Source organism: Acidithiobacillus sp. IBUN Pt1247-S3, assembly GCF_041146875.1.
Taxonomy (GTDB): Bacteria; Pseudomonadota; Gammaproteobacteria; order Acidithiobacillales; family Acidithiobacillaceae; genus Igneacidithiobacillus.
The window spans coordinates 1-24094 of sequence record NZ_JBFRXP010000008.1; the positions used below are offsets into that span (position 1 = coordinate 1).

Sequence of the window (24094 nt, forward strand, 5' to 3'; positions counted from 1 at the left end):
ATCGTCATGAATGACGACCCCGGCTTCCGCCAAATGACCGACCATGGGCATGTAGCCCCGCTCTCCCTTGTAGGTCCACTCGGCTGTGCGTTTTTCGGCAAGGATTTGCGTGGCATCCATGTCCAGCGTGTGGGTGTGACGCCCGAGCTTCCGCAACCGGCGCGCAACCACCCGTTGATTCACGCGGCTCAGACCGTCGAGTCCCGCTCCGGCTCCGGTGCGTCGCAACCAATCCCCCGTCGCATCCGTGCTGGGCAGCGCATCCAGATGCAGCAGGCGCCGCAATACCGGGTCTGCATGAATCATCCGTAGATCCTCCAGAGAACGTCCCCCGCCGGTCAACATCAACACCAACGGCAAGGCCTGCTGGATCGCAGCGTAGGCATGACCACTGCCCGGCTTCGGCATCTCCCGCTCCACCCAGCGCGAAAACTGGATGCCGTACAAATACTCCCCAAAAAGCGTCAGCCCCGCCTGTGCGGTCATTGATTCTTCCGTTGCCTGCAACTGGAATGGAAGCACGCTCTGTGCCATCTTACTCATCGCCCCTCCTGCAAGTTCACCTTCTGGGTGATGCTTTTCGACAAAGCTATTCTAACAGAAATGCTTGCAGATCGGGGCCTTATCTATCTACCTCGTTACAGCAATCGCGGAATTAGGGTAAGGTCTTGCCCCTTGCCCAAAAGCTTGTCTCCAAATGGTGCAGAGAGTTTCTCGCTTATTACCCGTACTGCCCTGTACGCATTCCCGCCAAGCGCTTGACGGCAGAGGGCTTTCTCCCTATGATTCTGGCCTTTTCCGGCAGCGCCCGCCGGTAGTCCCTTTGCTGGAGGTTCAGATGTACGCGGTATTTGAGAATGGTGGTAAGCAGTATCGAGTTGCAGTGGGTGACAAGCTGCGTCTGGAGAAAATGGAAGCCGAAGCTGGCAGCGAGTTGGTTCTCGACCGCGTATTGATGCTGGGCGAAGGCGAAGAAGTACAGGTGGGACAACCGCTCGTGGCTGGCGCCACTGTCAAGGCCACCGTGTTGAGCCAGGGGCGCGCCGACAAGATCCACATCTTCAAGATGCGCCGCCGCAAGCATTTCCGTAAGCGTCAGGGACATCGTCAGTACTTTACCGAAGTACGCATTACCAGCATCGACGCCTAAGCAAGGAGCAAACCAATATGGCACATAAGAAAGCAGGCGGTTCTTCGCGCAATGGTCGCGATTCCGAGTCCAAGCGCCTGGGCGTCAAGCGTTATGGCGGGCAAGCGGTCATCGCTGGCAACATCATCATTCGCCAGCGCGGCACCCAGTACCACCCAGGCGCCAACGTCGGCATCGGCAAGGATCATACCCTCTTCGCCCTGAGCGATGGTGTGGTACAGTTTGAACGCAAGGGTCCGCGCCAGGTGCGCACCGTCAGCGTCATCAACGGCTAAAAACAGCCATCGGGAAAGCCCCGCCCCGGTTCTGCGGGGCGGGGTTTTTTCATGCAATTTCTCGACGAAGTCCGCATCGTGGTCGGGGCCGGCACCGGCGGCCACGGCTCTGTCAGTTTTCGCCGGGAAAAATTTATTCCCTTTGGTGGCCCGGATGGTGGTGACGGCGGACGTGGCGGCGATGTCTACCTCGTTGCGCACGAAAACCTCAACACGCTGATCGACTTCCGCTTTCAGCGTCGCTATCGCGCCGAAAACGGTCACGGTGGTGCAGGCCGACAGATGACCGGACGCGCCGGCAAAGATCTGGAAATTGCGGTGCCCATTGGCACCCTGATCTATGACGAAGACACCCGCGAGTTGCTCGGTGACCTGCGCGAAGGCCAACAACGCTTGCTCATAGCCAAGGGAGGGCGCGGCGGCCACGGCAATCTCTGGTACAAGACCAGCGTCAACCGCGCGCCACGGCAATTTGAAAAGGGCGGCATTGGCGAAGAACGAAACCTGCGCCTGGAACTGCGCCTGCTTGCAGACGTCGGCCTTCTCGGGCTACCCAATGCCGGGAAAAGCACCTTCATCCGCGCCGTCAGTGCCGCCAAACCGAAAGTCGCCAGCTATCCCTTCACTACCCTGCACCCGCAGCTGGGCGTGGTACGCGTAGGGGAACACGAATCTTTTGTTCTTGCCGACATCCCCGGCCTTATCCCTGGCGCTGCCGAAGGCGCAGGCCTCGGCACACGCTTTTTGCGCCATCTTCGCCGCACCCGCCTGTTACTGCATCTGGTCGATATTGCACCGCTAGAAGAAAGCGACCCGGCCGAGAACGTCACTGCCCTGGCCACCGAACTCGCGGCTTACAGCAGCGAACTGGCCAGCCGCCCGCGTTGGCTGATTGGCAATAAAGCCGACGTCTTGCTACCCGAGGAGGCAGAAGAACGCTTCCGAGCCATTTGCCAGGCTCTTGCCTGGGATGGCCCAGCCTTTCTCGTCTCGGCAGCGACCGGGGCCGGCTGCAAGGAACTGGCGCAAGCCATTTGGCGCGCCCTGCCGGAACTTCCGCCTGCCCCCGAGCCGCGCAGCGATGTCGATTGGGAAGAAGAAGACGAAACCGCAGAGGAAGGGAACTGGGGCGAGGAGGATTGGGGCGATGCCGATTGGGATGACGAGGACGCGGAGGAGGAATGAGCCGCAGCGAACTCGTAGAAACCCGGCGTTGGGTCGTCAAAATTGGCAGCAGCCTGCTCACCAGCGATGGCAAGGGTCTGAACCACCCCGCCATCGCTGGATGGGTGGCGCAACTTACCCAGTTGCGCAAGCAAGGTCTGGAAATGATCCTGGTGAGCTCTGGCGCCGTGGCAGCGGGTATGGAGCGCCTCGGCTGGCAGACCCGTCCTCGCGCCTTAGCCGAATTGCAGGCCGCGGCTAGTATTGGCCAGGCCGCCCTCGTTCAAGTCTACCAGGGGTATCTGCAAGCCGGGGGCATGATTGGTGCCCAGGTACTCCTTACCCATGAGGACTTGCGTGATCGCCAGCGCTATCTCAGCGCCCGGGCGACCCTACGCACCCTATTAGAGATGGGCAGCTTGCCGATCATCAACGAGAATGATGCCGTCGCCAGTGCGGAACTGCGTTTTGGCGACAACGACACCCTGGCGGCCATGGTAAGCAATCTGCTCGAAGCCGACCTGCTGGTGATTCTTACCGACCAGGCGGGACTCTATGAGGCCGATCCGCGCCAACAACCCAATGCCGCCCTTCTTCACGAAGTGCGTGCGGGTGACCCAGAGTTGCTGGCGATGGCCGGGGGTGCGGGCACCGGGGTGGGCACCGGCGGCATGCGCAGCAAGGTCATGGCCGCAACCCGAGCGGCACGTTCGGGCACCAGCACCATTGTCGCCAGTGGGCACGAGCCCGAGGTGCTACTGCGCCTGCAGCGTGGCGAGGTCCTCGGCACGCGTTTTCACCCGCAAATCCCCAAACTCACCGCACGCAAACGCTGGTTGCTCGGGCAACTGCGCCCGACGGGCACGCTGCAACTGGATGCCGGTGCCGCCCGCGTCTTGCGCGACAAAGGTTCCAGCCTCCTGCCCGTGGGCGTGACCGCCGTCGAGGGCGTATTTCAGTGCGGTGACCTTGTCTCTTGCTGCGACCCCGAAGGGCGGGAAATTGCCCGCGGTCTGATCAATTTTGCCAGCGCCGAAGTCCTGGCTCGCCTGGGGAAGAACAGCGCTGAAATTGCCGAGCTTTTTGGCGAGCAGGAAGCGGTTGAGCTGATTCACCGCGACAATCTCGCCCTGCTCCCCTAAGTCCTAGACATGTCCCTCCGGGGCGAGCACACAATAGTGCTCGCTATCCCCAATTTCCACTTGCAAGGTGGGATGGTGGATATGAAAATGCTCCGACAACTCTTCGGCAAGGTGATGTAAAAAATCGTCACCGTGCAGTCCATCTGGCATTAGCAGGTGTGCAGTCAGCGCATTTTCGCTGGTGCTCATGGCCCAAATATGCAAGTCATGTACTTCTTCTACCCCCGGCTGGTCCAGCAAAAACTGGCGCACAGCAACGGCATTGATGCCCATGGGCACCGCATTCAGGGCCAAGCCCACCGACTCGCGCAGCACACCCCAGGTAAACCAGACAATAAACGCACTCACCAAGATACTGACAGCCGCGTCGAGCCAGAGCCAGCCGGTGAACAAAATCGCGATCCCAGTACAAACCACCCCAAGAGACAGCGCTGCATCACCAGCCATGTGCAAAAAAGCGGCGCGCAGATTGAGGTCCTCTTTTTGCCCGGCAGCAAAGAGGAGGGCCGTGGCGGTGTTGATGACGACACCAATGGCAGCCACGATGATAATGTCCCAGGCCGCAACCGGCGCCGGCTGCAAGAGGCGCAAGACTGCTTCCCACACAATGCCGCCGGTAACGAGAAGCAGAAATACCGAGTTCCCCAGGGCAGAGAGGATCGAAGCCCCGCGCAGGCCGTAGGTAAAGCGTAACGAGGGAGCACGCTGGGCCAGCCGGCTACCGCCCCAGGCCAGCAGCAAGCCAAAAACATCGGCAAAATTGTGCCCAGCGTCGGCTAGTAGCGCGAGCGAGTCACCGAGGATTCCGAAAGCAACTTCCACCAAAACAAAGGCAAAATTCAGGCAGATGCCAATGGCGAAGGCACGGCCGAAATTTGCTGGCGCATGGCTGTGACCGTGATGGTCATGCCCGTGATGGTCATGCCCGTGATGATGATCCTGGTGGTGATGATCAGACAGGTCCGCCGTGTGCTGCATTGCCCCTCCCAAGGTCCGTTAGCGTGCAATTGTACGCGCCGATTCGCGCGCTTGCATCCAGCAGGTGGATTTGCGTTTAATATGGGTAGAGCGTCTGCGCAGGAAGTCAAATCATGAAGCGCGTCATGTTGTTTCTGGCAACCAATCTGGCCATATTGGTCGTCTTGAGTATTTCCTGGACGATTCTCTCCCATCTCTTCGGTTTTGATCAGGCCAGTACGGGCATACAGCTTCCGTCATTGCTGTTTTTCTCTGTGCTCTTCGGCTTTGGCGGCTCTTTCATCTCCCTGCTGATGTCGAAATGGGTAGCCAAGCGTAGCGTCGGCGCTCGGGTGATTCAGCAGCCCAGTAACTCCAGCGAACAGTGGCTTTTGCAAACCGTTCAGCGGCAGGCAACTGCAGCCGGGATTGGCATGCCCGAGGTCGCCATCTACCCCTCGCCGGAAATCAACGCTTTCGCGACCGGGGCCAGCCGCAATCATGCCCTGGTTGCCGTCAGTAGCGGTCTCTTGCAGCAGACGAATGCCGATGAAGCGGAAGCGGTACTCGGGCATGAGATTGGGCACATCGCTAATGGCGACATGGTCACCCTGACCTTGATCCAGGGCGTGGTGAACACCTTCGTGATTTTTTTTGCACGCATCATTGGCAATCTGGTCGATCGCGTCGTTTTCCGCAATGACGAGGGGAACGGTATCGCCTACTGGATTACCACCATCCTCGCCGAGATGGTCCTTGGCGTGCTCGCCAGTATCATCGTCCTGTGGTTTTCGCGCCAGCGAGAGTTTCGCGCCGATGCCGCGGGCGCGCGATTTGCGGGACATAACAAGATGATTGCCGCCCTGGAACGACTGCGTGCCTTGCATGAACCGAGCCACTTGCCCAAAGCCATGGCGGCCTTTGGCATCAATGGAAATAGCGGCATGGCCCACCTGTTCATGAGTCATCCACCGCTGGAAGAGCGCATCGCGGCCCTGCGCCAGCAGAGCTGAGAGTGTTAGCTACCCTGCCCCTCCAGGGAGCAAACGCCTTTTTCTTGCATGCCCTTGCAGGTACCGTAGAGCGAGAGGCTGTGATCGGTAATATGAAAGCCGCGCTCGGCAGCGATTTCCAGCTGGCGGCCTTCCAGGGTTTGGTCAAAAAATTCCAAAACCTTGCCGCACGCAGTGCAGACCATGTGATCGTGATGCCCGCTTTCATTCAGCTCGAAGACGGCGCGGTCGCCCTCAAAATGGTGTCGGCGAACTAGCCCCGCCATCTCGAATTGGGTCATGACCCGATAGACGGTTGCCAGCCCAACTTCTTCACCAGCGTCGAGGAGTTGTCGATAGACTTCCTCAGCGGTGAGATGCCGGGTATCGCTCGCCTCCAGTATCTGCAAAATCCGCAGACGCGGCAGGGTAGCCTTGAGACCGGCGCGTTTCAGTTCTTCACTATTCATGCAATCCACAATGGCAAGTAGCGCTCTGTTTTAGTAGCATAGTGGCACCGTACGCCCAAGACAAGGACTATGCGCACACTCTCTCTTCTCGCCAGCTCCCTCCTCGTCTGCACTGCGCTAAGCGCTTGCAGTATTTATCGCGTCAATGTGCAGCAAGGTAACGTTGTCAGCCAGAAAGAACTGGCACAGATTCACAAAGGCATGGACAAGGCCGAGGTAAGCGCTGTGTTAGGCGCACCGCTGCTGCAAGACCCGTGGCACTCGGATGAATGGGTGTACAGCTACAGCGACAAGCCCGCCTACGGCAGCACCACCGTGCGCAACATCATGCTGCATTTTGGGCAGGACGGTGCCCTGCAAAGCATCGGCGGGGATGTGCACGCGTTGCAAGGTGAAAAGCAGGGCTGAAAACTCAGCCCTAGTTTTTCGCTACCCGCTGAATACCGTAGACCTGCCGCGCACGCTGGCCAAAACGCTGCACCATGGTCTCGGCTGCCTGCTTGAAGATAGGCTCTAAAAACGCACCGATTAAACGGCTGGCGAACTCAAAGCGCATGTCCAGGGTCACGCGTGTGCCCCCTTCTACCGGTTCCAGTTGCCAGAGCCCTTCCAGAAAGCGGAAGGGGCCATCCACTAGGCGCACCTCAGCCAGTTTGGGGCGTTGATAGCGATTGCTGGTAGAGAACGCCTTGCCAAAGGAATTGTGGGCAATACGAATCTCGGCCACTACCTCGTCTCCCCGATCCTGAAGGATGCGCGTGGCGCCACACCAGGGCAGAAATTGCGGATAACTGCGGATATCTTCGACTAGGGCAAAAATCTCTTCGGCGCTGTAGGGCAACACCGCCGTCTTGCGGATATGGTGCATTGAGCTCCTCGACTCAGTAACGGCGCGAACCCAACGCTCGCGCCTGAATGCGACGATCGACCTGGGCAAGCACCCACTCCAGCGGACGCCGCCACCAGGGTCGACGCCGCCAGTGCTCCGCAGAAATCTCTCGGGAGCGGGCAAATTCGCGCAGAAACAGGGTGCGCAGAAGGGTCAGAGGAGGCAAGCCTGTTATCTCCAGGTTTAGCTCGCGGTTGAACCAAAGGCTCAAAAAATCGAGATTGGCCGAGCCAACACTCCCCCATTGACCATCCACCAAAATATATTTGGCGTGCAGGAAACTATCCTGATATTCGTAAACGCGCACACGATGTCGCAACAGTTTTTGATAATACGCCTGAATACCCAGGCGCAAAAGGGGATGGTCTGTGACCCGCCCGGCCAGCAGCACGCGCACGTCAACGCCACGGCGCACCGCAGAGTACAGGGCGGAAAGGACGATGGGATCGGGATTGAAATAGGGCGTGGCTAACCACAGGCTCTCGCGCGCCGAGCGAAAGGCCGCCAGATAACGGCGGCGGATGGTAAAGCGATCCGGCGGCGAGCCGGCGAGCAGGCGAACGACGACGTCAGGATCCGCGTCCATTGCGACGCTGGGCAGAGCACGCAGCTCCTTGCGCGACAAGGGGCGATTTTTCAGGAAGAGATGACGTACCAAGGGCACGATCGGACCCCGGCAGGCAAAGAGCATTTCGCGGTAGGGAAGCTGTCCTGGATTACTGCACAGCCAAGCGTCGGCGAGGGCAAAACCGCCTACTGCCAGCCATTCCTGATCGATGAGCACAATACGCCGATGGCTACGGCGCAGACTCTTCTCCCAACCGCGCCAACCCACGCGATGATACCACTCGAATTCTCCTCCAGCAGCCTGTAGGCGCTGTATCCAGCGCTCGGGGAAGCCATGGCTTCCTAAAGCGTCCAGACGCAGATGCACACGCACACCTTCGCGCGCCTTCACACAAAGAATATCGAGGATCTCCTCCGGCCAGTTACCCACCTGGAAGATATAATTCTCGAAGAGAATTTCGTGCTCTGCGGCACGTAGCCGTTCCACCAGCCAACGTGCAATTTTTGGCATCTCGGCAAGCAGGGTCCAGTCCTCTGCTGGCAGCCAGGCCGGGTTACGCTGCCGCTTCATTCTTCTTTTCCCGGACACTTTTCATGCAATCGTGTCAGTTTCTCTGCTGCTTTCCGATCATTTCAGTCTACCCCAAGCACTGCGCAGGGACTACGACGCGGCTTACGCGGTGCATTGTGCGTCGCGGCGCGCTTTGCGCTAAGATCGCCGCTCTGATCTGGGGATTGTGGATGATATGAGCAGCAGTACCATTGCCCTCAATCGTGAGGCGAAGCACGAGTATTTCATTGAAGAGCGGTTCGAGGCCGGCATCGCCCTCGAAGGCTGGGAGGTGAAGTCTTTGCGTGCAGGGCGCTTGCAGCTCAAAGACAGCTACGTGGTCATCAAAAATGGTGAGCTTTGGCTCCTGGGTGCGCATGTCAGCCCTCTGCCTACCGCCAGCACCCACATTCAGCCCGATCCTACCCGTACTCGCAAGCTGCTGATGCATCGCCTAGAAATCAATCGCTTGATTGGCGCGGTGGAGCGCAAGGGCTTTACCATCGTCCCCTTGGCGATGTACTGGAAACAGGGCCGCGCCAAGACCGAGATTGCCCTGGTCAAAGGCAAGCAGGAGCATGACAAGCGCGCGACCCTGAAAGAACGCGAGTGGCAGCGCGACAAGGCACGCATCCTCAAGGGTGGTGCGCGCGATGGCTAAGGGGCAGGAAGCGGGCGAACACCACCTGCTGCACGCTCTGCTGCTCTTCGCCTTTGCCTTCTGGCTCTTTGCCTTTCATACCGGTAACGCCAGCCTTTGGGACATCGACGAACCCAACAACGCCCAGTGCCTGAAGGAGATGATCGCCCACAACAACTATGTGGTGCCTACCTTCAACGGCCACCTGCGGCCCGACAAACCTATTCTCAATTATTGGCTGATGGACTTGGGCGTGCGTACCCTGGGCATGAACAGTTGGGGCTTGCGCATGGGCTCGGTGCTCATGGGTGCGCTGCTGGTGCTATACCTGACCTTGGCATTGCGACGCCTATTGGGCGCGCGCGCGGCTTTGCTTACTGGGCTATTTACCGCGACGGCATTACACAGCCAGATCATTTTTCGCGCGGCGGTGCCCGATCCGCTGCTAATCCTCTTGGTCACTATTGCCTTATTGAGCTATCTACGCGGCTACCTGTACCCCGAAGAGCGGCGCTGGCAATATCTCGTTTCCTATGCCGCTATGGGCCTGGGCACCCTCACCGAGGGGCCAATATTTTTTCTGCTGCCTGGTTTAATTATTACGGTCTTCTTGCTACTGCGCCGTGATCTTCCACATCTTTGGCGGGAAGGACAATTGCGCTGGGGCCTGCCGATCTTTCTCGTGCTCACCTTGCCCTGGTATATCGCCGTGGGCATCGAGACCCACTGGCGCTGGGATCTGCTTTTTATTGCTCAGCAGAATGTTGCCCGCTACACCGGTGCCATGCAGGGACACCAAGGACCCATCTTCTACTATGTAGTCACAACCTTCCTCGGCCTGCTCCCTTGGTCGGTCTTTTTCCCGCAGATGTTTGCAACTTTGTGGCTGCAGCGGAAAGAGTATTTTCGCTCCCGTCCCGATCTGGTGTTTTTTGGCCTTTGGGCGGGGATCTGGATCGCATTCTTCAGCCTCGGCGCCACCAAACTACCCAACTATGTTTGGGAGGCCTACCCGCCGCTGCTCGCCCTGCTCGCCTGGCGCATGGATATTGCCCTGAGCGGAGTGCATGCCTTCTGCGGCCGGGGCGTGATTGCGTCGCTGCTGGTGCTGGGGGCGATTGGCGGGATTCTGTTGGGGCTGGGTGCGACCCTGGTGCCGGACAAGATTCCCCCCCTGGGCTCGGTCGCCTATCTTGGTTTGCCCTATATCGTTGCCGCGCTTCTCGGTCTGTACTTTGTTTATCGGCATCAGTTTCTCGGCGTCATTGGTAGCCTTGGGGCAGGAGCCGTGGCCCTGGCCTTTTGCATGATCTTGCTGCTCATGCCCGCGCTCGACCACCTCAAGCCCTCAGTCACCATGGGCGAGATGGTACACAGCATGGGTGGCGACAAACCCTACGCCATTGCCACCTGGAACTGGTGGGAACCGAGCTATCTCTTTTACGCCGGTCGTGGGGCAATGACCGCCACGCAAATCAAGCAGCCCGAGCGGCAGATTCCGGCGCTCCTTGCGCGTACGCATGGCCCGTTGTTCCTGGTCCTGCCGGAAAAAGACATCAAAGCACTGCGTCCCAAGCTCACCGCGCAGGAAAGCATGACGGAACTCTACGCAGCATACGAGCTCTATAGCCGACACAATATTGCCCTGGTACGGATCAATGCGAAATAAATCCCTCTTTCTGCGTTTTATGGTTCTCTGCAGCACACTGCTACTGCTCAGTGGCCTCAGTTTGCAAGCCGCTTGGGGACAGGGTGCGCCAGCAGACCATGATGAAGACTTCTGGAAGGCCCTGACCCACACCCAGTACATTCAGGAGGGGAACAAGGGGCCAATAGTCTATTTGTTCATGGACCCCAACTGCCCCTACTGTCACCAACTATACACTTGGTTACAGAATCCGGCGGCGGCGAACAAAATACGGCTACGGGTAATCGTTGTTGGCTTTCTCACTCCGTCGAGCGAAGCGAAGGCGGCGGCGATCCTCGGTGCCAGCAATCCGCGCGCTGCCTTGCAGAAAAATGAAGACGGTTTTGCCATCCATGACGATGCGCCGGAAGGCGGCATTGCGCCCGCTGCGCCTGCCCTGGTGAAGAAAGAGGCGGGAATCTTACACAGGAATTTTGCCTTTCTCATGGGCAAGGAATCTCTGCTCAGCGACGTTCCTCCAAATACCGCGACTGTTCCTCTTTTGGTCTATCTCTACCACGGCCAAACGCGCTACCTCCCCACGCTTCCAGACTATCAGCAATGGCAAGAAATCCTGCACAGCAATTAGGCGTTGCCCGACTATCTCCAGTCCTGGCGGCAGTTTCTTTGCTGGCGGGACTCACAGCATTGGGAGCAGTGCTGTATCTGCAATTTGCCGATATCGTACAGCCTTGTAGTCTATGCATTTATCAGCGTTTAGCTGACTTAGCGATGTTGCTTGCCATTGCCGTGGGATTTTTTATTGCACGACGTTGGCTCTGGACCCTAGGAGTACTCGCGGCATTGACGGGAGCGGTACTGGCGGGATGGCAGTGGCACTTGACGAGCGCAGCGGCGCGTCAGGTCCACGCCTGCGCTGCCATCCAACTGCTGCCTAGTCAGGGCTTCTCGTCGGACAGTTTTGCCGGAAATCTGGCTACGGCGCTAGCCGGGCACGGCTCCTGCGCCGTGGCCGGGCAACAGAAAATCGCCGGCTGGCCAATCACTCATTGGAGTCTCGCTTTTTTCCTCGTTTGCGCCGCGCTGCTCCTGCTTGCAGTGCTCAGCGCGCGGCGGCGCTGAGGGCAGCCTGCGCTGCCGCCAGGGCCCGCCCGGTATAAGAGCGGCCAAAGAGCAGCCAGTGATTGAGTAGGTGGTAGAGCTGGTAGAGGGGACGCCGAGCTGCGTAGCCCGCGGCATCGAAGTCGGGGGTCGCCAGCTCTTGATAACGCTGCCAGAACTGCATCGGCGGCTGGGCAAAGAGCTCAAGCATGGCGAGATCCATCTCTCGGTCGCTTACGGCAACGGCCGGATCAAAGAGCCAGACGCCACCATCTACAGCGGCACCCCAGTTACCGGACCAGAGATCGCCGTGGGTGAGGGAACCTTGTGGGGCATGATCGCGCAAGATCTCCGGTAGGGCCCCGAGTAGATTTTGCAAGAGTAACTTTTCCTCGCGCCGCAAATCGATTTGCGCGAGCAAGATTGCCAAACGCTGCTCGTGCAAGAACGCTAGCCAGTCTGCCGCCGTGCTTCCCGAGGTCTGCTGATTGTGCTGCAGGGTAGCCCCGAGAAAATTGTTGCGCGCCCAACCAAATTGCGGCCACGCTGCGCGATGCAAATTGGCAAGAACCCTGGCCAGTTCGCTCCAGGCATCGACGCCCTTGTGCTGAAAGGCAAGTAGTTGCAGGGCAAGAACACTTTCCCACGCAGCATCCCATAAACCAAAGACCTGGGGCACCGGGGCACCCGCTGCTTGTAACGCACGCAGACTATCGGCCTCCGCCTCTGCCTGCTCGCGCGCCTTGCCCACCTTGAGAAACAGGGATTGGTCGGCGCTATGGGCGCGAAAAATGCGAAAAAAATCGCTGGCACCACTGGCCTCAACCTGCCAGTCTCCACCAAGTTTCTGGTTTAGCAGGCGTTCGAGGTCCATTGCTTACTCCAAATCACATCCGCGCAGCGTGGCCACCGTACGCAAGGCAGCGGCCCGGCTCTCCGCCAGAATGTTGAGATGCCCCATCTTGCGCCCCGGACGTGCTTCTGTTTTTCCATAGAGATAGGGCTTGACCTGTGGGTGACAGAGCCAAGTGTCCCAATCAACACCAGCGTCCTGCCAGAGCTCACCGAGCAGGTTCTGCATCACCACCGGCGAAAGAAGCCGCGTGTCGCCCAAGGGCAAGCCGGCCAAGACACGTAGCTGTTGATCAAACTGACTATGCACGCAAGCGTCCAAGGTGTAGTGACCACTGTTGTGCGGGCGCGGCGCCATCTCGTTGAGGAGCAGCTTGCCGTCTTCGGTTAGGAAAAATTCGACCGCGAGGACCCCCACGTACCCCAGGGCCGCGGCCACCCGCCAGGCCCAGTGCCGCGCCTGTTCCTGCAGTTCTGCGGAAAGCTCGGAAGGCACGATGCTGAGGTCCAAAATTCCCTGCCGATGACGATTTTCGGCAATCGGATAAAAGACCGCCAGACCATCGCTGTTGCGCGCAAGGACAACGGAAAACTCCTGCCGCAGCACTACCCGCGCTTCGAGAACGGCGGGCCGATGTCCGAGTTGCTGCCAAGCCGACGCCAACTGGGCAGCATCTTCTATCGACACCTGACCCTTGCCATCGTAGCCATCTTGCGCCGTCTTGAGGATTGCCGGAAACGCAATTTCGGCCGCCATCGGCAAATCAGCTTCCTGTTCCAACATTGCAAAAGGGGCGGTGGGTAGACCCAACTCACGGAAAAAGGCCTTTTCCAGGCGCCGATCCTGGGCAATGCGCAGGGCCTCTATGCCCGGACGCAGGGGCCGCCGCTCGGCGCAATATTCGAGTGCTGGCACGGGAATCTGTTCGCGCTCGACCGTAATGGCAGCAACACCAGCACAAAACTCCGCCAGTCCGGATTCATCCGTGAACGGCGCGCAGAAGTGTCGCGCCGCGACCTCTGCCGCCGGCGCATTGGGATCGGGGTCGAAGACCCAAACGGCATAGTTGAGTCGGCGGGCGGCCAGGGCAAACATCAGGCCCAGTTGCCCGCCGCCAAGAACGCCGAGGATGCTGCCAGGAGGAATCATGGCGCGGCCGGGGGTATGGTGCTCTGCAGTGCCTGCTCGGTTTGTGTCGCACGGAATTGCTGCAGACGAGCATGCAAGTTGGAGTCGTGTAGCGCCAATTGCGCCGCGGCAAAAAGGGCGGCATTGGCAGCCCCGGCTGTGCCAATGGCAAAGGTAGCGACAGGCACGCCCTTGGGCATTTGCACAATGGAAAGTAGGGAGTCCTGCCCCTGCAAATGCCGCGAGGGTACCGGCACGCCCAATACTGGAATCAAGGTCTTGGCGGCGAGCATGCCCGGCAGGTGGGCAGCACCACCGGCGCCAGCGATGATGGCATGCAGCCCACGCGCGGCGGCCTCTTCAGCGTATTGAAAGAGGAGATCGGGGGTACGATGGGCGGATACTACGCGAGCCTCATAAGGTATCTGCAAGTCCGCGAGAGTCTTGACGGCAAACTGCATCACCTCCCAGTCGGTTACGCTGCCCATTACCACACCGATAATCGGCCCCTGCTGCATTGTTCTCTCCTTCGGCACTACGCCGGAAACCAGCTATAATGCCGGGCATGAATGAGACTCTCAAGCCCGAATTTCGTCCCATCCGTAGCTTTGTCTTGCGCCAGGGGCGCTTAACCACTGCGCAAGAGCGCATTTTGCAGGAGCGCGGGGACTTCTACTGCCTGGATGCGCGCAAACCCTGGCAATCGCCTTGGGATACATCCCGCCCCCTGATGCTGGAAATTGGCTTTGGTAACGGCGAACATCTGGCACAGTTCGCGCAAAGCCACCCGGACTGGGGCTGCCTAGGTGCTGAGGTACATGGCCCTGGCGTCGGCTCGCTCTTGCTGCGCGCCGAGGCAGCGGGACTGATGAACCTGCGTGTGCTGCATGAGGATGTCGTACCCTGGCTGCGTGCCCTACCCGACAGTACCCTCTCCCTGATCGTAGTCCAGTTTCCCGACCCTTGGCCGAAAAAACGCCACCACAAACGCCGTATCATCCAGGCCGATTTTCTGGCGTTGCTGGGGCGGGTTGTCAGGCCCGGGGGCGAACTGCAACTGGCCACCGACTGGGAGCCCTATGCCGAACAGATGCTGGCGCTGCTCGATGCTGCGGACGGCTGGGAAAACCTGGCCGGCGTCGGGAATTATGGCTCGCCCCCGGAAAACCGTATTCAGACGCGCTTTGAGCGGCGTGGAACAGCACTTGGACATCAAGTTTTCGACCTGCATTTTCGGCGCCGCGGCAGATGAGCCAAACGCGCCTGTCGGACTGCCTACACTGCCAGATGCGCGGCGAGAGCATCTTTGCCGGGCTTGATCCGGTCGAGCTCTGTACCCTGGGCATGGAGGTGCAGGACATCGACTGCGCCGCCGGTGATGTCCTCTACCGCGCAGGAGACCAGGCGCGCTACGCCTACACCCTGCGTGAGGGAGCGGTGAAACTGGTAAAAACGCTCAGCAATGGTCAGGAGGTCATCCTGCGCCTGCTGCATCATGGTGACCTCTTTGGCTTTGAGGGCATGCACGAGATGGAGCATCGGCACGACGCGATCAGCTTGGCCCCAGGAAAGCTTTGCCGTCTGGATCTCATTGAACTGCGACGCCTTTCCGAGCGCCTTCCCAAAATTCGCGACGCCATCTTTCAGCGCTGGCAAGATGCCCTACGCGATAGTGAGGAACGGGTGGTAGAGCTGGGCGCCAAGAAGGCCGAGGCCCGCCTAGCGACTTTTTTGCTGCACTGGGCACAACGCTATCCGCAGTTGCGCATCCTACCCTTCCCACTGACCCGCCAGGATCTCGCCGCTTTTCTCGGACTCTCGGTGGAGCATGTCAGTCGACTCATGGCCGAGTTCAAACGACAGGAACTACTTCGCGAAACGCGCAACCAACTGGAGATTCTTGGCACGCAGAGACTCCAGGAGATTGCCGAAGCCAAACCCGACTAATTCACTCAAGATTGATCTTTATCAATGCATGCCTGGCTTACCGGGTGCAAGATAACGACATTGACGAGGTGGTCCCTTGGACAAGGAGTGAACCCATGTTTTTTCGCCAGCTATTCCATCGCGAAAGTAGCACCTATACCTATATCCTGGCTGACAGCACCTGGCGTGATGCGGTCGTGATCGACGCTGTTTCCGATGCCACCGACGAGGTACTCGCCATCTTGCGCGAGCAGGATTTGCATTTGACCCATATTCTCGAGACCCATTTGCACGCCGATCACATCAGCGCCGCCCGCAAGCTGCGCGAGGCCACGGGCGCGCAAGTGGTACTCAGTGACCAAGCAGGAGCAGATTGCGCCGATCTTCAGGTCAGCGACGGGGATTTCGTGGTCCTAGGCGACGACGTCATCCGGATATTGACCACTCCCGGACATACCCCTGAGTCCCTCAGTTTTCGCTGGCATGATCGCGTTTTTACCGGCGATGCCTTGCTCATCGGTGGCTGTGGACGCACCGACTTTCAGGGCGGCAATGCCGGCACCCTGTATGACAGCATTACGGAAAAGCTCTTTACGCTTCCCGAAGAAACCTTGCTCTATCCGGGGCATGACTACAAAGGTCGTATGGTGAGCTGCATCGGTGAAGAAAAGCAGATGAACCCGCGTCTGGCGGACAAGTCGCGGGACGAATTCATCGAGATCATGCGCAATCTCGATTTACCCAAGCCCAAGATGATCGATGTGGCGGTACCCAGTAATCGCCTCTGCGGCACAGCAAACTGAGGGGACTAGACTATGAACGACACCAGTTCCCCGATGATTCGCAGCAGCGGTTTTGGCCGGGGACGGGCGGGCGCAGATCCCGCTCGCGCTGCCCGACACCAACATGACCAGGCCGTATTTCACCGCCTGCTGGCCCTGCACGAGAAAATCGAGCGGGAGTTGGAACTTCTGCCACACGGCGTGCGAGCCCGTACCCGCTCCAACGATCCCGAGATCGTCGCCCTGCTACACGATCATGTCCCGTCGATGAAACAACGCTTGGAAGAAAAATTCGGGCTGCGCTTCTGGGATCCGGCCTTTGCCGAACTGTTTGCCCAGCACGACAAAATCCATATGGAGCTCACTCTGCTTCCCGATGGTGTATTGATCGAGGAGACCAGCGAAGAACCCAACGTCGTCACCCTTATCCAAGCCCACGGCCAAATCATCAATCTCTTCGTCGCCCATGGCGGCATGCAGGCGCAGCAGGAGAGCCCATTGCCCGACACATACCAACGTGTGCTGGTCTGAGTTATCTTGATAAGAACACAAGGAGGAATGAGTATGGCGCAATTTACGATCATTGGTAGCGGTTTTGGCGGCCTGACGGCGGTACGCGAACTGCGCCGGCAGGCCCCGGACGCGCAGATTCGCCTCGTCGCTCCCAAGCCGGAGTTCATCTATTACCCCAGCCTGATCTGGGTGCCCACCGGGCTGCGCCAGGGAGACGACCTGCGTATCGATTTGCGAGATTTCTTTACACGGCAAAAGGTGGAATTTATACCGGGCATGGTGCAATCCATTGACAAAGAAGGACGCGTGCAACTGGAATCCGGCGCCAGTCTGGACCAGGATGCCCTCATCATTGCCTCCGGTGGACGCGGGCTGCGCAAGCTGCCAGGGATCGAGCACAGCCTCGCGATCTGCGACGGCATCGAAACCGCGCAGCAGATTCGGGAGCGCCTCCACGCCATGCAAAGCGGCAACATCGCCTTTGGCTTTGCTGGCAACCCGCAGGAGCCCAGCGCCGTGCGCGGCGGGCCCATCTTTGAGCTGCTCTTTGGCATCGACACCTACCTGCGGCGTCAGGGTACGCGCGAAAAATTCACCCTGACCTTCTTCAACCCCATGCGCGAGCCCGGCAACCGCCTCGGCGCGGATGCCGTCGCTGGGCTTCTGGCGGAAATGGAAAAACGCCAGATTCATGCCCACTTGGGACACAAAATCACTGGCTTCGACGCCCAGCAGGTACATACTGAAGGCGGCAACATCGATGCCGATCTGATCCTCTTCATGCCCGGCATGACCGGTCCGGCCTTTGCTGCCAATAGCGCCCTGCCGCTTTCTTCTGGTGGTTTTCTGCAAGCCGACAATCACTGTCAGGTTCCCGGCATGCCCGGCGTCTATGTGGTGGGCGATGCGGCCTCCTACAGTGGCGCCCCTGACTGGCTACCCAAACAGGGGCACAGCGCCGACCTGCAGGCGAAAACCGCGGTGCACAATGCCCTGCGCCATGTGCAAGGGCAAGCGGCAGACACGGAATTCCGCCAGGAACTGATTTGTATCGTTGATAGCCTCGATGGCGGTAACTTGGTCTATCGCTCACCGAGTATGGCGCGCATAGTGCCGGGTTCCTGGTGGCATCTGGCCAAACGTGCCTTCGAGTGGCGCTACCTAGCCCCCTACCGTCCGCGTTCTCAGGGGTAAGTACGCCCCTTCCAGGCCCCACCGCGTCCGCGATAATGGCGGCGCGCGGAGTCCAGGGTCATCAGGGTATAGAGCCAGGCTGCTGGCTGCAGACTGAAGACCCAGAGAGGAGAGAGTCCGTAGTCACGCAGGGTCGGCCAAAACATCCGCCAGGAGAGTAACAGGCTGATCAAGGCCAAGCCCCACACCCAAGGCTGCGCATTCGCCAAGCCAACGATCACAAGAACCCAGGGTAGCAGATAGAGAAATAGCATCCCCAAGGTCGCACCGAGCAAACGTGGCAGACGAAAATCGAGCTGCACGTAGGCCGAGCGCACCACCATTTGCCAGATTTCCGCCAGATGCGTATACCGGCGCAGGCTAAAACTATGGTCAGCGAGGCCCAGCCAGATGGATCCCTGCGCCTGGAGTTGCGCGGCCAGTGTGCAGTCGTCGATTAAGGCGCCGGACATGGCCTGCAAGCCGCCACTCGCCGCCAGTGCCGCGCGTGCTACCAGCATGCAGCCGCCCGCGGCACCCGCCAGTTTGCGCTGCGGGTCATTTACCCAGGCAAAGGGATAGAGCTTTTGGAAGAAGAAGAGAAAGGGCGGAATCAGCCAGCGCTCCCAGATCGTCTGGCAAGACAAACGCACCATGAGGGACACCAAGACCCGATTTTCCGTTACCGCTTTGGCAACCAGTGCGCGCAAAACCTGCGGCTGGTGCACAATGTCGCCATCGGTAAACCAAAGATAGGGAACGGAAGCGGCGGCCTCCACACCCTGCGCCATGGCCCAGACCTTGCCTGCCCATCCTGGGGGCAGTTCTCGCCCTAACAAAACCGTCAAACGCGATGCGGCGCCAAGTTCCATAGCCGCAGAACGCGCCAGCTCGGCGGTGCCATCCGCACTTTGATCATCGATGACCAGCAGGCGCAGGTCTCCCGGATAGTCCTGGGTGAGAATCCCGCGCACACAAGCGGCAATCCCCTCTGCCTCATTACGCGCCGGTACCACTGCCGTAACGGCTGGCCAATCCGCCATCACGTTGCTAGGAAGGCGTTGATCAGCGCGCCAGAATCCTCCGCGCGCCAGGTACAGTACCAGCCATGCAAACAAAACAGCGGCGGCAGTGGCCAACAGCATCAGGTATCGCCACTAATACGCCAATTCGTCGCCTCGGCTTTCGCACCCGGATCCTCCAGGCCGCGCTTCATACACTCCATCTTGATCGCCAGTCGCAGGTCATTTTGCGAATCTGCGGCGCGGATGGCATCCTGATATTCGATCAGCCCGTCCATGTATAATTTCACGAGAGACTGATCAAAGGTCTGCATCCCCACATCATTGGGTCGCGCCATTGCATCTTTCAACAACCCCACTTCCCCGCGATAGATAAGATCAGCAATGGTAGGCGTATTGATCAAAACCTCCATGGCTGCAATTCGCCCTGACCTGCCCTTCAGGGGCAGAAGACGTTGCGAAACCACGGCTTTCAAGTTCAGTGACAGGTCCATCAACAGCTGTTTTTTACGCTCTTCCGGGAAAAAGTTAATGATACGTTCTACGGCCTGATTGGCATTATTGGCATGCAAAGTAGACATACAAAGATGACCCGTTTCCGCATAGGCGACGGCATGCTCCATGGTATCGCGGCTGCGCACCTCGCCGATCAAAATCACATCCGGTGCCTCACGCAAGGCATTTTCCAGGGCATTCTCGTAACTGCGCGTGTCAATACCGACTTCGCGTTGATTGACAATCGATTTGATATTTTTGTGCAGATACTCGATGGGATCTTCGATGGTAAGAATATGCCCTGCCGAGCTGGCATTGCGATGCTGAAGCATGGAGGCAAGCGAGGTACTTTTTCCCGAGCCAGTAGAGCCGACGAAGAGCACCAGTCCGCGTGAGGTCATCGCCAGCTCTTTCAGAATCGGCGGCATATGCAATTGGTCGAGTGTCGGAATCTGCGTCTTGATGGCGCGAATAACGAAGGAAATTTCGTTTCTCTGAAAAAACCCATTGACGCGGAATCTGCCGACGCCGGGGAGAGACAACGCGAGATTTGCTTCTTTTTCGTGTTGAAAGTCCTGCAGACGCTCAAGACCCAAAATTTCTTTCGCCAAGGCCAGACTTTGGCCCGGTTTCAGGGGCTCATCGCCAACCGGCACGGCGCGCCCATCAATCTTGATTACCGGCGGCGATCCGACGGTAAAATATAAATCAGAACCATTTTTCTCGACCATCAAACGGAGCAGATCATCAAGCACTGGCATTCATTTTTCTCCCATCAAGCGACGTTGGAAAAACTGTCTTTATTCTGCGCTCTACGTAGCGCGTCGTCGCGGCTGATCTTGTGCGCGCGCAGTAAATTGCCAAGACATTGATCAAGGGTCTGCATCCCCTGATTCTGGCCGGTCTGGATGACAGAATACATCTGCGCCACCTTGTTTTCCCGAATCAAATTGCGGATCGCGGGATTGGCAATCATGATTTCATGCGCCGCCACTCGGCCTCGATGATCCGCCGTGGGGATAAGGGTCTGCGCAACCACCGCGCGTAAAGACTCTGAAAGCATGGCGCGCACCATATCCTTTTCGCCGCCAGGGAAGGAGTCGATAATACGATCAATAGTCTTCGGTGCGGAACTGGTATGCAGGGTACCAAACACTACGTGACCCGTTTCTGCCGCGGTCAGGGCCAAACGCATGGTTTCCAAGTCACGCAATTCACCCACCAGAATCACATCGGGGTCTTCGCGCAAAGCCGAACGCAGGGCATTTTCGAAGGATTTCGTATTCGGCCCTACTTCACGCTGGTTGATCAGGCACTTGTTCGGTGTGTGCAAAAATTCGATCGGATCTTCAATGGTAATGATGTGATCCTGACGATTGTTGTTGATATGGTTCACCATAGCCGCCAGGGTAGTAGACTTACCAGATCCAGTTGGCCCCGTCACCAGAACCAATCCCCGTGGCACATCGATGATTTCCTTGAACACCGTTGGCGCATTCAACTCCTCCAGGCTCAAGACCTTGGCCGGAATCGTACGAAACGCGGCCGCGGGTCCGCGATCCTGTTGAAACGCATTGATACGAAAGCGTGCTACCTGGGGAACCTCGATCGCAAAATCGATCTCGAGGTTCTCTTCATACCATTTGCGTTGGGCATCATTCATGATGTCGTAAATCATCGAATGCACGAGCTCTTTGCTCAAGGGAGGCACGTTTACCGGCTTAATTTCGCCATTGATACGCACCATCGGTGGCAAGCCGGAAGAAATGTGGATATCGGAGGCATTGTTTTTTACCGCAAAACCGAGCAAATCGGTCACATCCATTTGGCTCATCTGCGACTTCCTTGTTTGGGAAACTAGCGTTAAGCCCGTAATATAGACGAGCTTCTCGATTCCGCCCAAGAGATCTTCATGGACCTTCAGCAACGTTTGCAGAGCATACAAGCACAGCTCCAGGAGCATTCGCCGGCCCGCCTGCTTGCCGTTAGTAAACACGTGAGCGCCGATCGTATACGTGCTGCCCACGTATTAGATCTGCGCCATTTTGGTGAAAACTATGTGCAGGAGGCCCTTGGCAAGATGGTAGAGTTGGCAGATCTCGAAGATATCTGCTGGCATTTCATCGGCCGCATACAGCGCAATAAGACGCGCGAGATTGCCCGGCACTTCGATTGGGTGGAGAGCGTTGACCGCGAGATTCTGGTGCAACGCCTGGATCGCGAGCGGACAGGGCTCCCGCCATTACAAGTACTGATCGAAGTAGCCGCGAGTGGCGAGGAGAGCAAGGGCGGCTGCGCCCCCAGCGATGTTCCCATGCTAGCGGAAGCCATCGTCGCCAGCACCAATCTCCGGCTGCGCGGGCTCATGGCCCTAGTCCATCCCAATCCTGAGCAAGCCCCAAAAAACTTTGCGCAACTGGCAGAATTATATAAACAATTACAGAAACAATTTACCAACCAGCGTGTCGACACCCTTTCCATGGGCACTTCAGGCGACTATCCTGAGGCGCTGGCCCATGGGGCCACGGAAATTCGACTGGGGACCGTGCTCTTCGGCACCCGTCCCAAGGAGCATTGATTGCAACAACAGCAGATTGTTTTTCTTGGTGCCGGCAACATGGCCCGTGCCCTCATTGCCGGTATCTGTAAAGGCGGTTTCCCGGCCGAGCGGATTCAAGTACACGCCCCCCATCCCCAGCGCCGCAGCGCCCTGGCAGCAGACTTTGGCATACAGAGCCGAGATGCCGAACCTTGCGCCCTGCCGCAGGGTGCCATCGTCTTCTATGCCGCAAAACCCAAGCAGATGCGCGCTGTGCTCAGTGCTTGGGCGACTGAACTACGCGCCGCACAGGCGCTGCTGATATCGGTGGCCGCAGGGATTCGCATCGCGTCTTTGCAGCAACTGGTCCCAGACATCGACATCGTGCGCGTCATGCCCAACACACCAACACAGATTGGTGCTGGTGCCAGCACTCTCTGTGCAGCCCCAGGTGTGACTGCCGAACATCAGGGACAAGCGGAAAAGCTGGTGCAGAGTACCGGACTGGCCGAGTGGCTGCCCGACGAAGAGAGTATGGACATGGCTACGGCCTTGGCAGGAAGTGGTCCTGCCTATGTGTTTTTGTTCTTGGAGGCCTTGGAAGATGCCGCCGTGGCTGGCGGACTCTATCGCGACCAGGCTCGGCGGCTGGCCATCGCCACGCTGCGCGGGGCAGCAGAGCTGGCCGCGCAAAGTGAGCTAGCACCGGCTTTATTACGCCAACAGGTGACCAGCCCCGGCGGCACCACCGCGGCTGGCCTGGCCGCTTGGGAAGAAAATCTGCGTCCCCTCGCCAAACGCGCCCTCGACGCCGCCAGCCAACGCAGTCAGGAATTGGCAGACAATCTGGCAAAAGGACTCTGACCATGCTGCTTTTCGATCTCTATCGCCTGCTGGAATTTGTCCTGACGCTACTGTTCTGGGCAATTTTCATCCGCGCCATTCTGTCCTGGGTACAACCCAACCCGTATAACCCCGTAGTGCGTTTTCTCGACCGCGTGACCGACCCTATCCTGCGGCCGCTACAGCAACATCTGCCGCTCCTTGGCGGGATTGATCTCAGCCCCCTGGTTGCCATGTTGCTGATCGAGGCGGCCAAGATGCTCCTGCCACGCTTACTCTTCGGCAGTTTCTAATCGTTTACCTTTTTGGACCCACACCATGACCCAGCCCACTCTGGAAGAAATTCTCGAACTCTTCGCCCTACCCTTCAACGATCTGCTTTTTCGCGCGCAACAAGTGCATCGCGAGCATTTTCCTGCCAACGCCGTGCAGTGCTCCACGCTGCTTTCGATTAAGACCGGAGCCTGCCCCGAGGACTGCGGTTACTGCGCCCAGAGCGTACATCACGAAGCCAAGCTACCCGTGACGCCATTGATGCCTTTGGCAGAAGTGGTAGCCGCAGCACAAGCCGCGAAGTCTCAGGGAGCGCAACGCTTCTGCATGGGTGCCGCTTGGCGCAGCCCACACGAACGTGACCTGGAAAAGGTGGCGGAAATGGTGCAGGCGGTGAAAGAGTTGGGCCTGGAAACCTGCGTCACCCTGGGGATGCTCAAGCCCGGTCAGGCCGAGCGCCTGCAAGTGGCGGGCTTGGATTACTACAATCATAATCTCGACACCTCGCCGGAATTCTATGGGCAGGTGATCCACACCCGCGGCTACGCGGAGCGTCTGGAAACCCTGGCTGCCGTCCGCGCTGCGGGGCTCAAGGTTTGCAGTGGCGGAATACTGGGCATGGGCGAGAGTCGCCGTGACCGCGCCCGTTTGCTGCAGAGTCTCGCGGCCCTGGAGCCCGCCCCGGAAAGCATTCCTATCAATGCGTTGGTGCCCATCGCTGGCACGCCTTTGGCCGAGGCCGCGCCAATTGATGAGATCGAATTTGTGCGCACGATTGCCGTGGCGCGAATTCTGTTCCCCAGCAGTTATGTGCGCTTGGCCGCGGGGCGGGAAAAGATGGGTGATAGTCTGCAAGCGCTGGCCTTTTTGGCTGGCGCCAATAGTATCTTTTTGGGCGATCGCTTACTCACCACCAACAACGCCAGCAGCGACCACGATGCTGCACTCTTCGCCAAACTCGGCTTGCAGGCGGCGGTCTGATAAGGGCCGCCTGCACGGCAA

29 protein-coding genes and 1 pseudogene are annotated in these 24094 nt (G+C 58.6%); 19 read left to right on the forward strand and 11 right to left on the reverse strand.

Annotated features, from left to right (window positions below):
- Nucleotides 1–543, reverse strand: a pseudogene (locus tag AB4090_RS07045) (IS1380 family transposase); the annotation flags it as partial.
- A 295-nt stretch (nt 544–838) separates the two neighbouring features.
- Here AB4090_RS07045 and rplU point away from each other — a divergent pair.
- The 4 genes from rplU to proB are packed head-to-tail and all read left to right on the forward strand — an operon-like array spanning nt 839 to nt 3731.
- The gene (rplU, locus tag AB4090_RS07050) at nt 839–1150 is read left to right on the forward strand and encodes a 50S ribosomal protein L21 (RefSeq protein WP_369573166.1); all 312 of its coding nucleotides are present in this window, start codon (nt 839–841) and stop codon (nt 1148–1150) included.
- A 17-nt stretch (nt 1151–1167) separates the two neighbouring features.
- A complete protein-coding gene (rpmA, locus tag AB4090_RS07055; RefSeq protein WP_215872921.1) occupies nt 1168–1425 on the forward strand; it encodes a 50S ribosomal protein L27 in 258 nt (85 codons plus the stop codon).
- 51 nt (nt 1426–1476) lie between these two features.
- The gene (gene cgtA, locus AB4090_RS07060) at nt 1477–2610 is read left to right on the forward strand and encodes an Obg family GTPase CgtA (RefSeq protein WP_369573167.1); all 1134 of its coding nucleotides are present in this window, start codon (nt 1477–1479) and stop codon (nt 2608–2610) included.
- Complete coding sequence (gene proB, locus AB4090_RS07065) at nt 2607–3731, forward strand: glutamate 5-kinase (protein WP_369573168.1); 1125 nt, start codon at nt 2607–2609, stop codon at nt 3729–3731. The genes cgtA and proB overlap by 4 nt, the downstream gene beginning before the upstream one ends.
- Before the next feature lie 3 nt (nt 3732–3734).
- Here proB and AB4090_RS07070 read toward each other — a convergent pair whose 3' ends face one another.
- Nucleotides 3735–4709, reverse strand: coding sequence for a cation diffusion facilitator family transporter (locus tag AB4090_RS07070; RefSeq protein WP_369573169.1), 975 nt, complete (start codon nt 4707–4709; stop codon nt 3735–3737).
- A gap of 113 nt (nt 4710–4822) precedes the next feature.
- Between AB4090_RS07070 and htpX the strand changes: the two genes are divergently transcribed.
- Nucleotides 4823–5701 carry a protease HtpX gene (gene htpX, locus AB4090_RS07075; RefSeq protein ID WP_369573170.1) on the forward strand — a complete coding sequence of 293 codons (879 nt, stop codon included), beginning with the start codon at nt 4823–4825 and terminating at the stop codon, nt 5699–5701.
- A 5-nt stretch (nt 5702–5706) separates the two neighbouring features.
- Here htpX and fur read toward each other — a convergent pair whose 3' ends face one another.
- Nucleotides 5707–6150 (reverse strand): ferric iron uptake transcriptional regulator, encoded by a 444-nt coding sequence (gene fur, locus AB4090_RS07080; RefSeq protein WP_369573171.1) that lies wholly within the window; start codon nt 6148–6150, stop codon nt 5707–5709.
- Between the two features lie 69 nt (nt 6151–6219).
- Here fur and AB4090_RS07085 point away from each other — a divergent pair, with 69 nt between their 5' ends.
- A complete protein-coding gene (locus tag AB4090_RS07085; protein ID WP_369573172.1) occupies nt 6220–6558 on the forward strand; it encodes an outer membrane protein assembly factor BamE in 339 nt (112 codons plus the stop codon).
- A gap of 10 nt (nt 6559–6568) precedes the next feature.
- Here the strand turns inward: AB4090_RS07085 and AB4090_RS07090 are convergent, their stop codons facing one another.
- The gene (locus AB4090_RS07090) at nt 6569–7018 is read right to left on the reverse strand and encodes a type II toxin-antitoxin system RatA family toxin (RefSeq protein ID WP_369573173.1); all 450 of its coding nucleotides are present in this window, start codon (nt 7016–7018) and stop codon (nt 6569–6571) included.
- 13 nt (nt 7019–7031) lie between these two features.
- The gene (locus tag AB4090_RS07095) at nt 7032–8177 is read right to left on the reverse strand and encodes a phosphatidylserine/phosphatidylglycerophosphate/cardiolipin synthase family protein (RefSeq protein WP_369573174.1); all 1146 of its coding nucleotides are present in this window, start codon (nt 8175–8177) and stop codon (nt 7032–7034) included.
- A 175-nt stretch (nt 8178–8352) separates the two neighbouring features.
- Here AB4090_RS07095 and smpB point away from each other — a divergent pair, with 175 nt between their 5' ends.
- From smpB to AB4090_RS07115, 4 genes are read left to right on the forward strand one after another with little or no spacing between them, the layout of a single operon-like run.
- A complete protein-coding gene (gene smpB, locus AB4090_RS07100) occupies nt 8353–8817 on the forward strand; it encodes an SsrA-binding protein SmpB (protein WP_369573175.1) in 465 nt (154 codons plus the stop codon).
- Complete coding sequence (locus tag AB4090_RS07105; RefSeq protein WP_369573176.1) at nt 8810–10465, forward strand: ArnT family glycosyltransferase; 1656 nt, start codon at nt 8810–8812, stop codon at nt 10463–10465. Before smpB ends, AB4090_RS07105 begins: the two co-directional genes overlap by 8 nt.
- On the forward strand, nt 10455–11072 hold the full coding sequence (locus AB4090_RS07110) for a thioredoxin fold domain-containing protein (RefSeq protein ID WP_369573177.1): 618 nt from the start codon (nt 10455–10457) through the stop codon (nt 11070–11072). The genes AB4090_RS07105 and AB4090_RS07110 overlap by 11 nt, the downstream gene beginning before the upstream one ends.
- Nucleotides 11045–11566 (forward strand): disulfide bond formation protein B, encoded by a 522-nt coding sequence (locus tag AB4090_RS07115; protein ID WP_369573178.1) that lies wholly within the window; start codon nt 11045–11047, stop codon nt 11564–11566. The genes AB4090_RS07110 and AB4090_RS07115 overlap by 28 nt, the downstream gene beginning before the upstream one ends.
- On the opposite strand, the gene AB4090_RS07120 is transcribed toward AB4090_RS07115, so the two are convergent.
- From AB4090_RS07120 to purE, 3 genes are read right to left on the reverse strand one after another with little or no spacing between them, the layout of a single operon-like run.
- Nucleotides 11547–12419 carry a fructosamine kinase family protein gene (locus AB4090_RS07120; protein ID WP_369573179.1) on the reverse strand — a complete coding sequence of 291 codons (873 nt, stop codon included), beginning with the start codon at nt 12417–12419 and terminating at the stop codon, nt 11547–11549. The two genes, AB4090_RS07115 and AB4090_RS07120, sit on opposite strands and share 20 nt — an antisense overlap.
- Nucleotides 12420–12422: 3 nt before the next feature.
- On the reverse strand, nt 12423–13547 hold the full coding sequence (locus tag AB4090_RS07125; RefSeq protein ID WP_369573180.1) for a 5-(carboxyamino)imidazole ribonucleotide synthase: 1125 nt from the start codon (nt 13545–13547) through the stop codon (nt 12423–12425).
- A complete protein-coding gene (gene purE / locus AB4090_RS07130; protein ID WP_369573181.1) occupies nt 13544–14044 on the reverse strand; it encodes a 5-(carboxyamino)imidazole ribonucleotide mutase in 501 nt (166 codons plus the stop codon). The genes AB4090_RS07125 and purE overlap by 4 nt, the downstream gene beginning before the upstream one ends.
- 47 nt (nt 14045–14091) lie before the next feature.
- On the opposite strand from purE, the gene trmB reads away from it, so the two are divergent.
- The 5 genes from trmB (at nt 14092) to AB4090_RS07155 (ending at nt 17941) form a co-directional block, all read left to right on the forward strand.
- Nucleotides 14092–14778 (forward strand): tRNA (guanosine(46)-N7)-methyltransferase TrmB, encoded by a 687-nt coding sequence (gene trmB, locus AB4090_RS07135; RefSeq protein WP_369573182.1) that lies wholly within the window; start codon nt 14092–14094, stop codon nt 14776–14778.
- Nucleotides 14775–15473 (forward strand): Crp/Fnr family transcriptional regulator, encoded by a 699-nt coding sequence (locus AB4090_RS07140; protein WP_369573183.1) that lies wholly within the window; start codon nt 14775–14777, stop codon nt 15471–15473. Before trmB ends, AB4090_RS07140 begins: the two co-directional genes overlap by 4 nt.
- Before the next feature lie 95 nt (nt 15474–15568).
- Complete coding sequence (locus tag AB4090_RS07145; protein ID WP_369573184.1) at nt 15569–16255, forward strand: MBL fold metallo-hydrolase; 687 nt, start codon at nt 15569–15571, stop codon at nt 16253–16255.
- Between the two features lie 12 nt (nt 16256–16267).
- A complete protein-coding gene (locus AB4090_RS07150) occupies nt 16268–16765 on the forward strand; it encodes a hypothetical protein (RefSeq protein ID WP_369573185.1) in 498 nt (165 codons plus the stop codon).
- Nucleotides 16766–16798: 33 nt separating this feature from the next.
- On the forward strand, nt 16799–17941 hold the full coding sequence (locus tag AB4090_RS07155) for an NAD(P)/FAD-dependent oxidoreductase (protein WP_369573186.1): 1143 nt from the start codon (nt 16799–16801) through the stop codon (nt 17939–17941).
- On the opposite strand, the gene AB4090_RS07160 is transcribed toward AB4090_RS07155, so the two are convergent.
- Genes AB4090_RS07160 through AB4090_RS07170 form a run of 3 tightly spaced genes read right to left on the reverse strand, consistent with a single transcriptional unit; the run spans nt 17932 to nt 21262 of the window.
- Nucleotides 17932–19065 (reverse strand): glycosyltransferase, encoded by a 1134-nt coding sequence (locus tag AB4090_RS07160; protein ID WP_369573187.1) that lies wholly within the window; start codon nt 19063–19065, stop codon nt 17932–17934. The genes AB4090_RS07155 and AB4090_RS07160 overlap by 10 nt on opposite strands.
- Nucleotides 19065–20198, reverse strand: a complete 1134-nt coding sequence (locus tag AB4090_RS07165) for a PilT/PilU family type 4a pilus ATPase (protein ID WP_369573188.1) — start codon at nt 20196–20198, stop codon at nt 19065–19067. Before AB4090_RS07165 ends, AB4090_RS07160 begins: the two co-directional genes overlap by 1 nt.
- Before the next feature lie 14 nt (nt 20199–20212).
- Entirely contained in the window at nt 20213–21262 is a 1050-nt protein-coding gene (locus AB4090_RS07170) for a type IV pilus twitching motility protein PilT (RefSeq protein WP_369573310.1), read from the reverse strand.
- Nucleotides 21263–21349: 87 nt separating this feature from the next.
- On the opposite strand from AB4090_RS07170, the gene AB4090_RS07175 reads away from it, so the two are divergent.
- From AB4090_RS07175 to bioB, 4 genes are read left to right on the forward strand one after another with little or no spacing between them, the layout of a single operon-like run.
- Nucleotides 21350–22015, forward strand: a complete 666-nt coding sequence (locus AB4090_RS07175) for a YggS family pyridoxal phosphate-dependent enzyme (protein WP_369573189.1) — start codon at nt 21350–21352, stop codon at nt 22013–22015.
- Complete coding sequence (gene proC, locus AB4090_RS07180; RefSeq protein WP_369573190.1) at nt 22016–22840, forward strand: pyrroline-5-carboxylate reductase; 825 nt, start codon at nt 22016–22018, stop codon at nt 22838–22840.
- Nucleotides 22841–22842: 2 nt separating this feature from the next.
- A complete protein-coding gene (locus AB4090_RS07185) occupies nt 22843–23112 on the forward strand; it encodes a YggT family protein (RefSeq protein ID WP_369573191.1) in 270 nt (89 codons plus the stop codon).
- Nucleotides 23113–23137: 25 nt separating this feature from the next.
- On the forward strand, nt 23138–24073 hold the full coding sequence (bioB, locus tag AB4090_RS07190) for a biotin synthase BioB (RefSeq protein ID WP_369573192.1): 936 nt from the start codon (nt 23138–23140) through the stop codon (nt 24071–24073).
- Nucleotides 24074–24094: the final 21 nt, after the last annotated feature.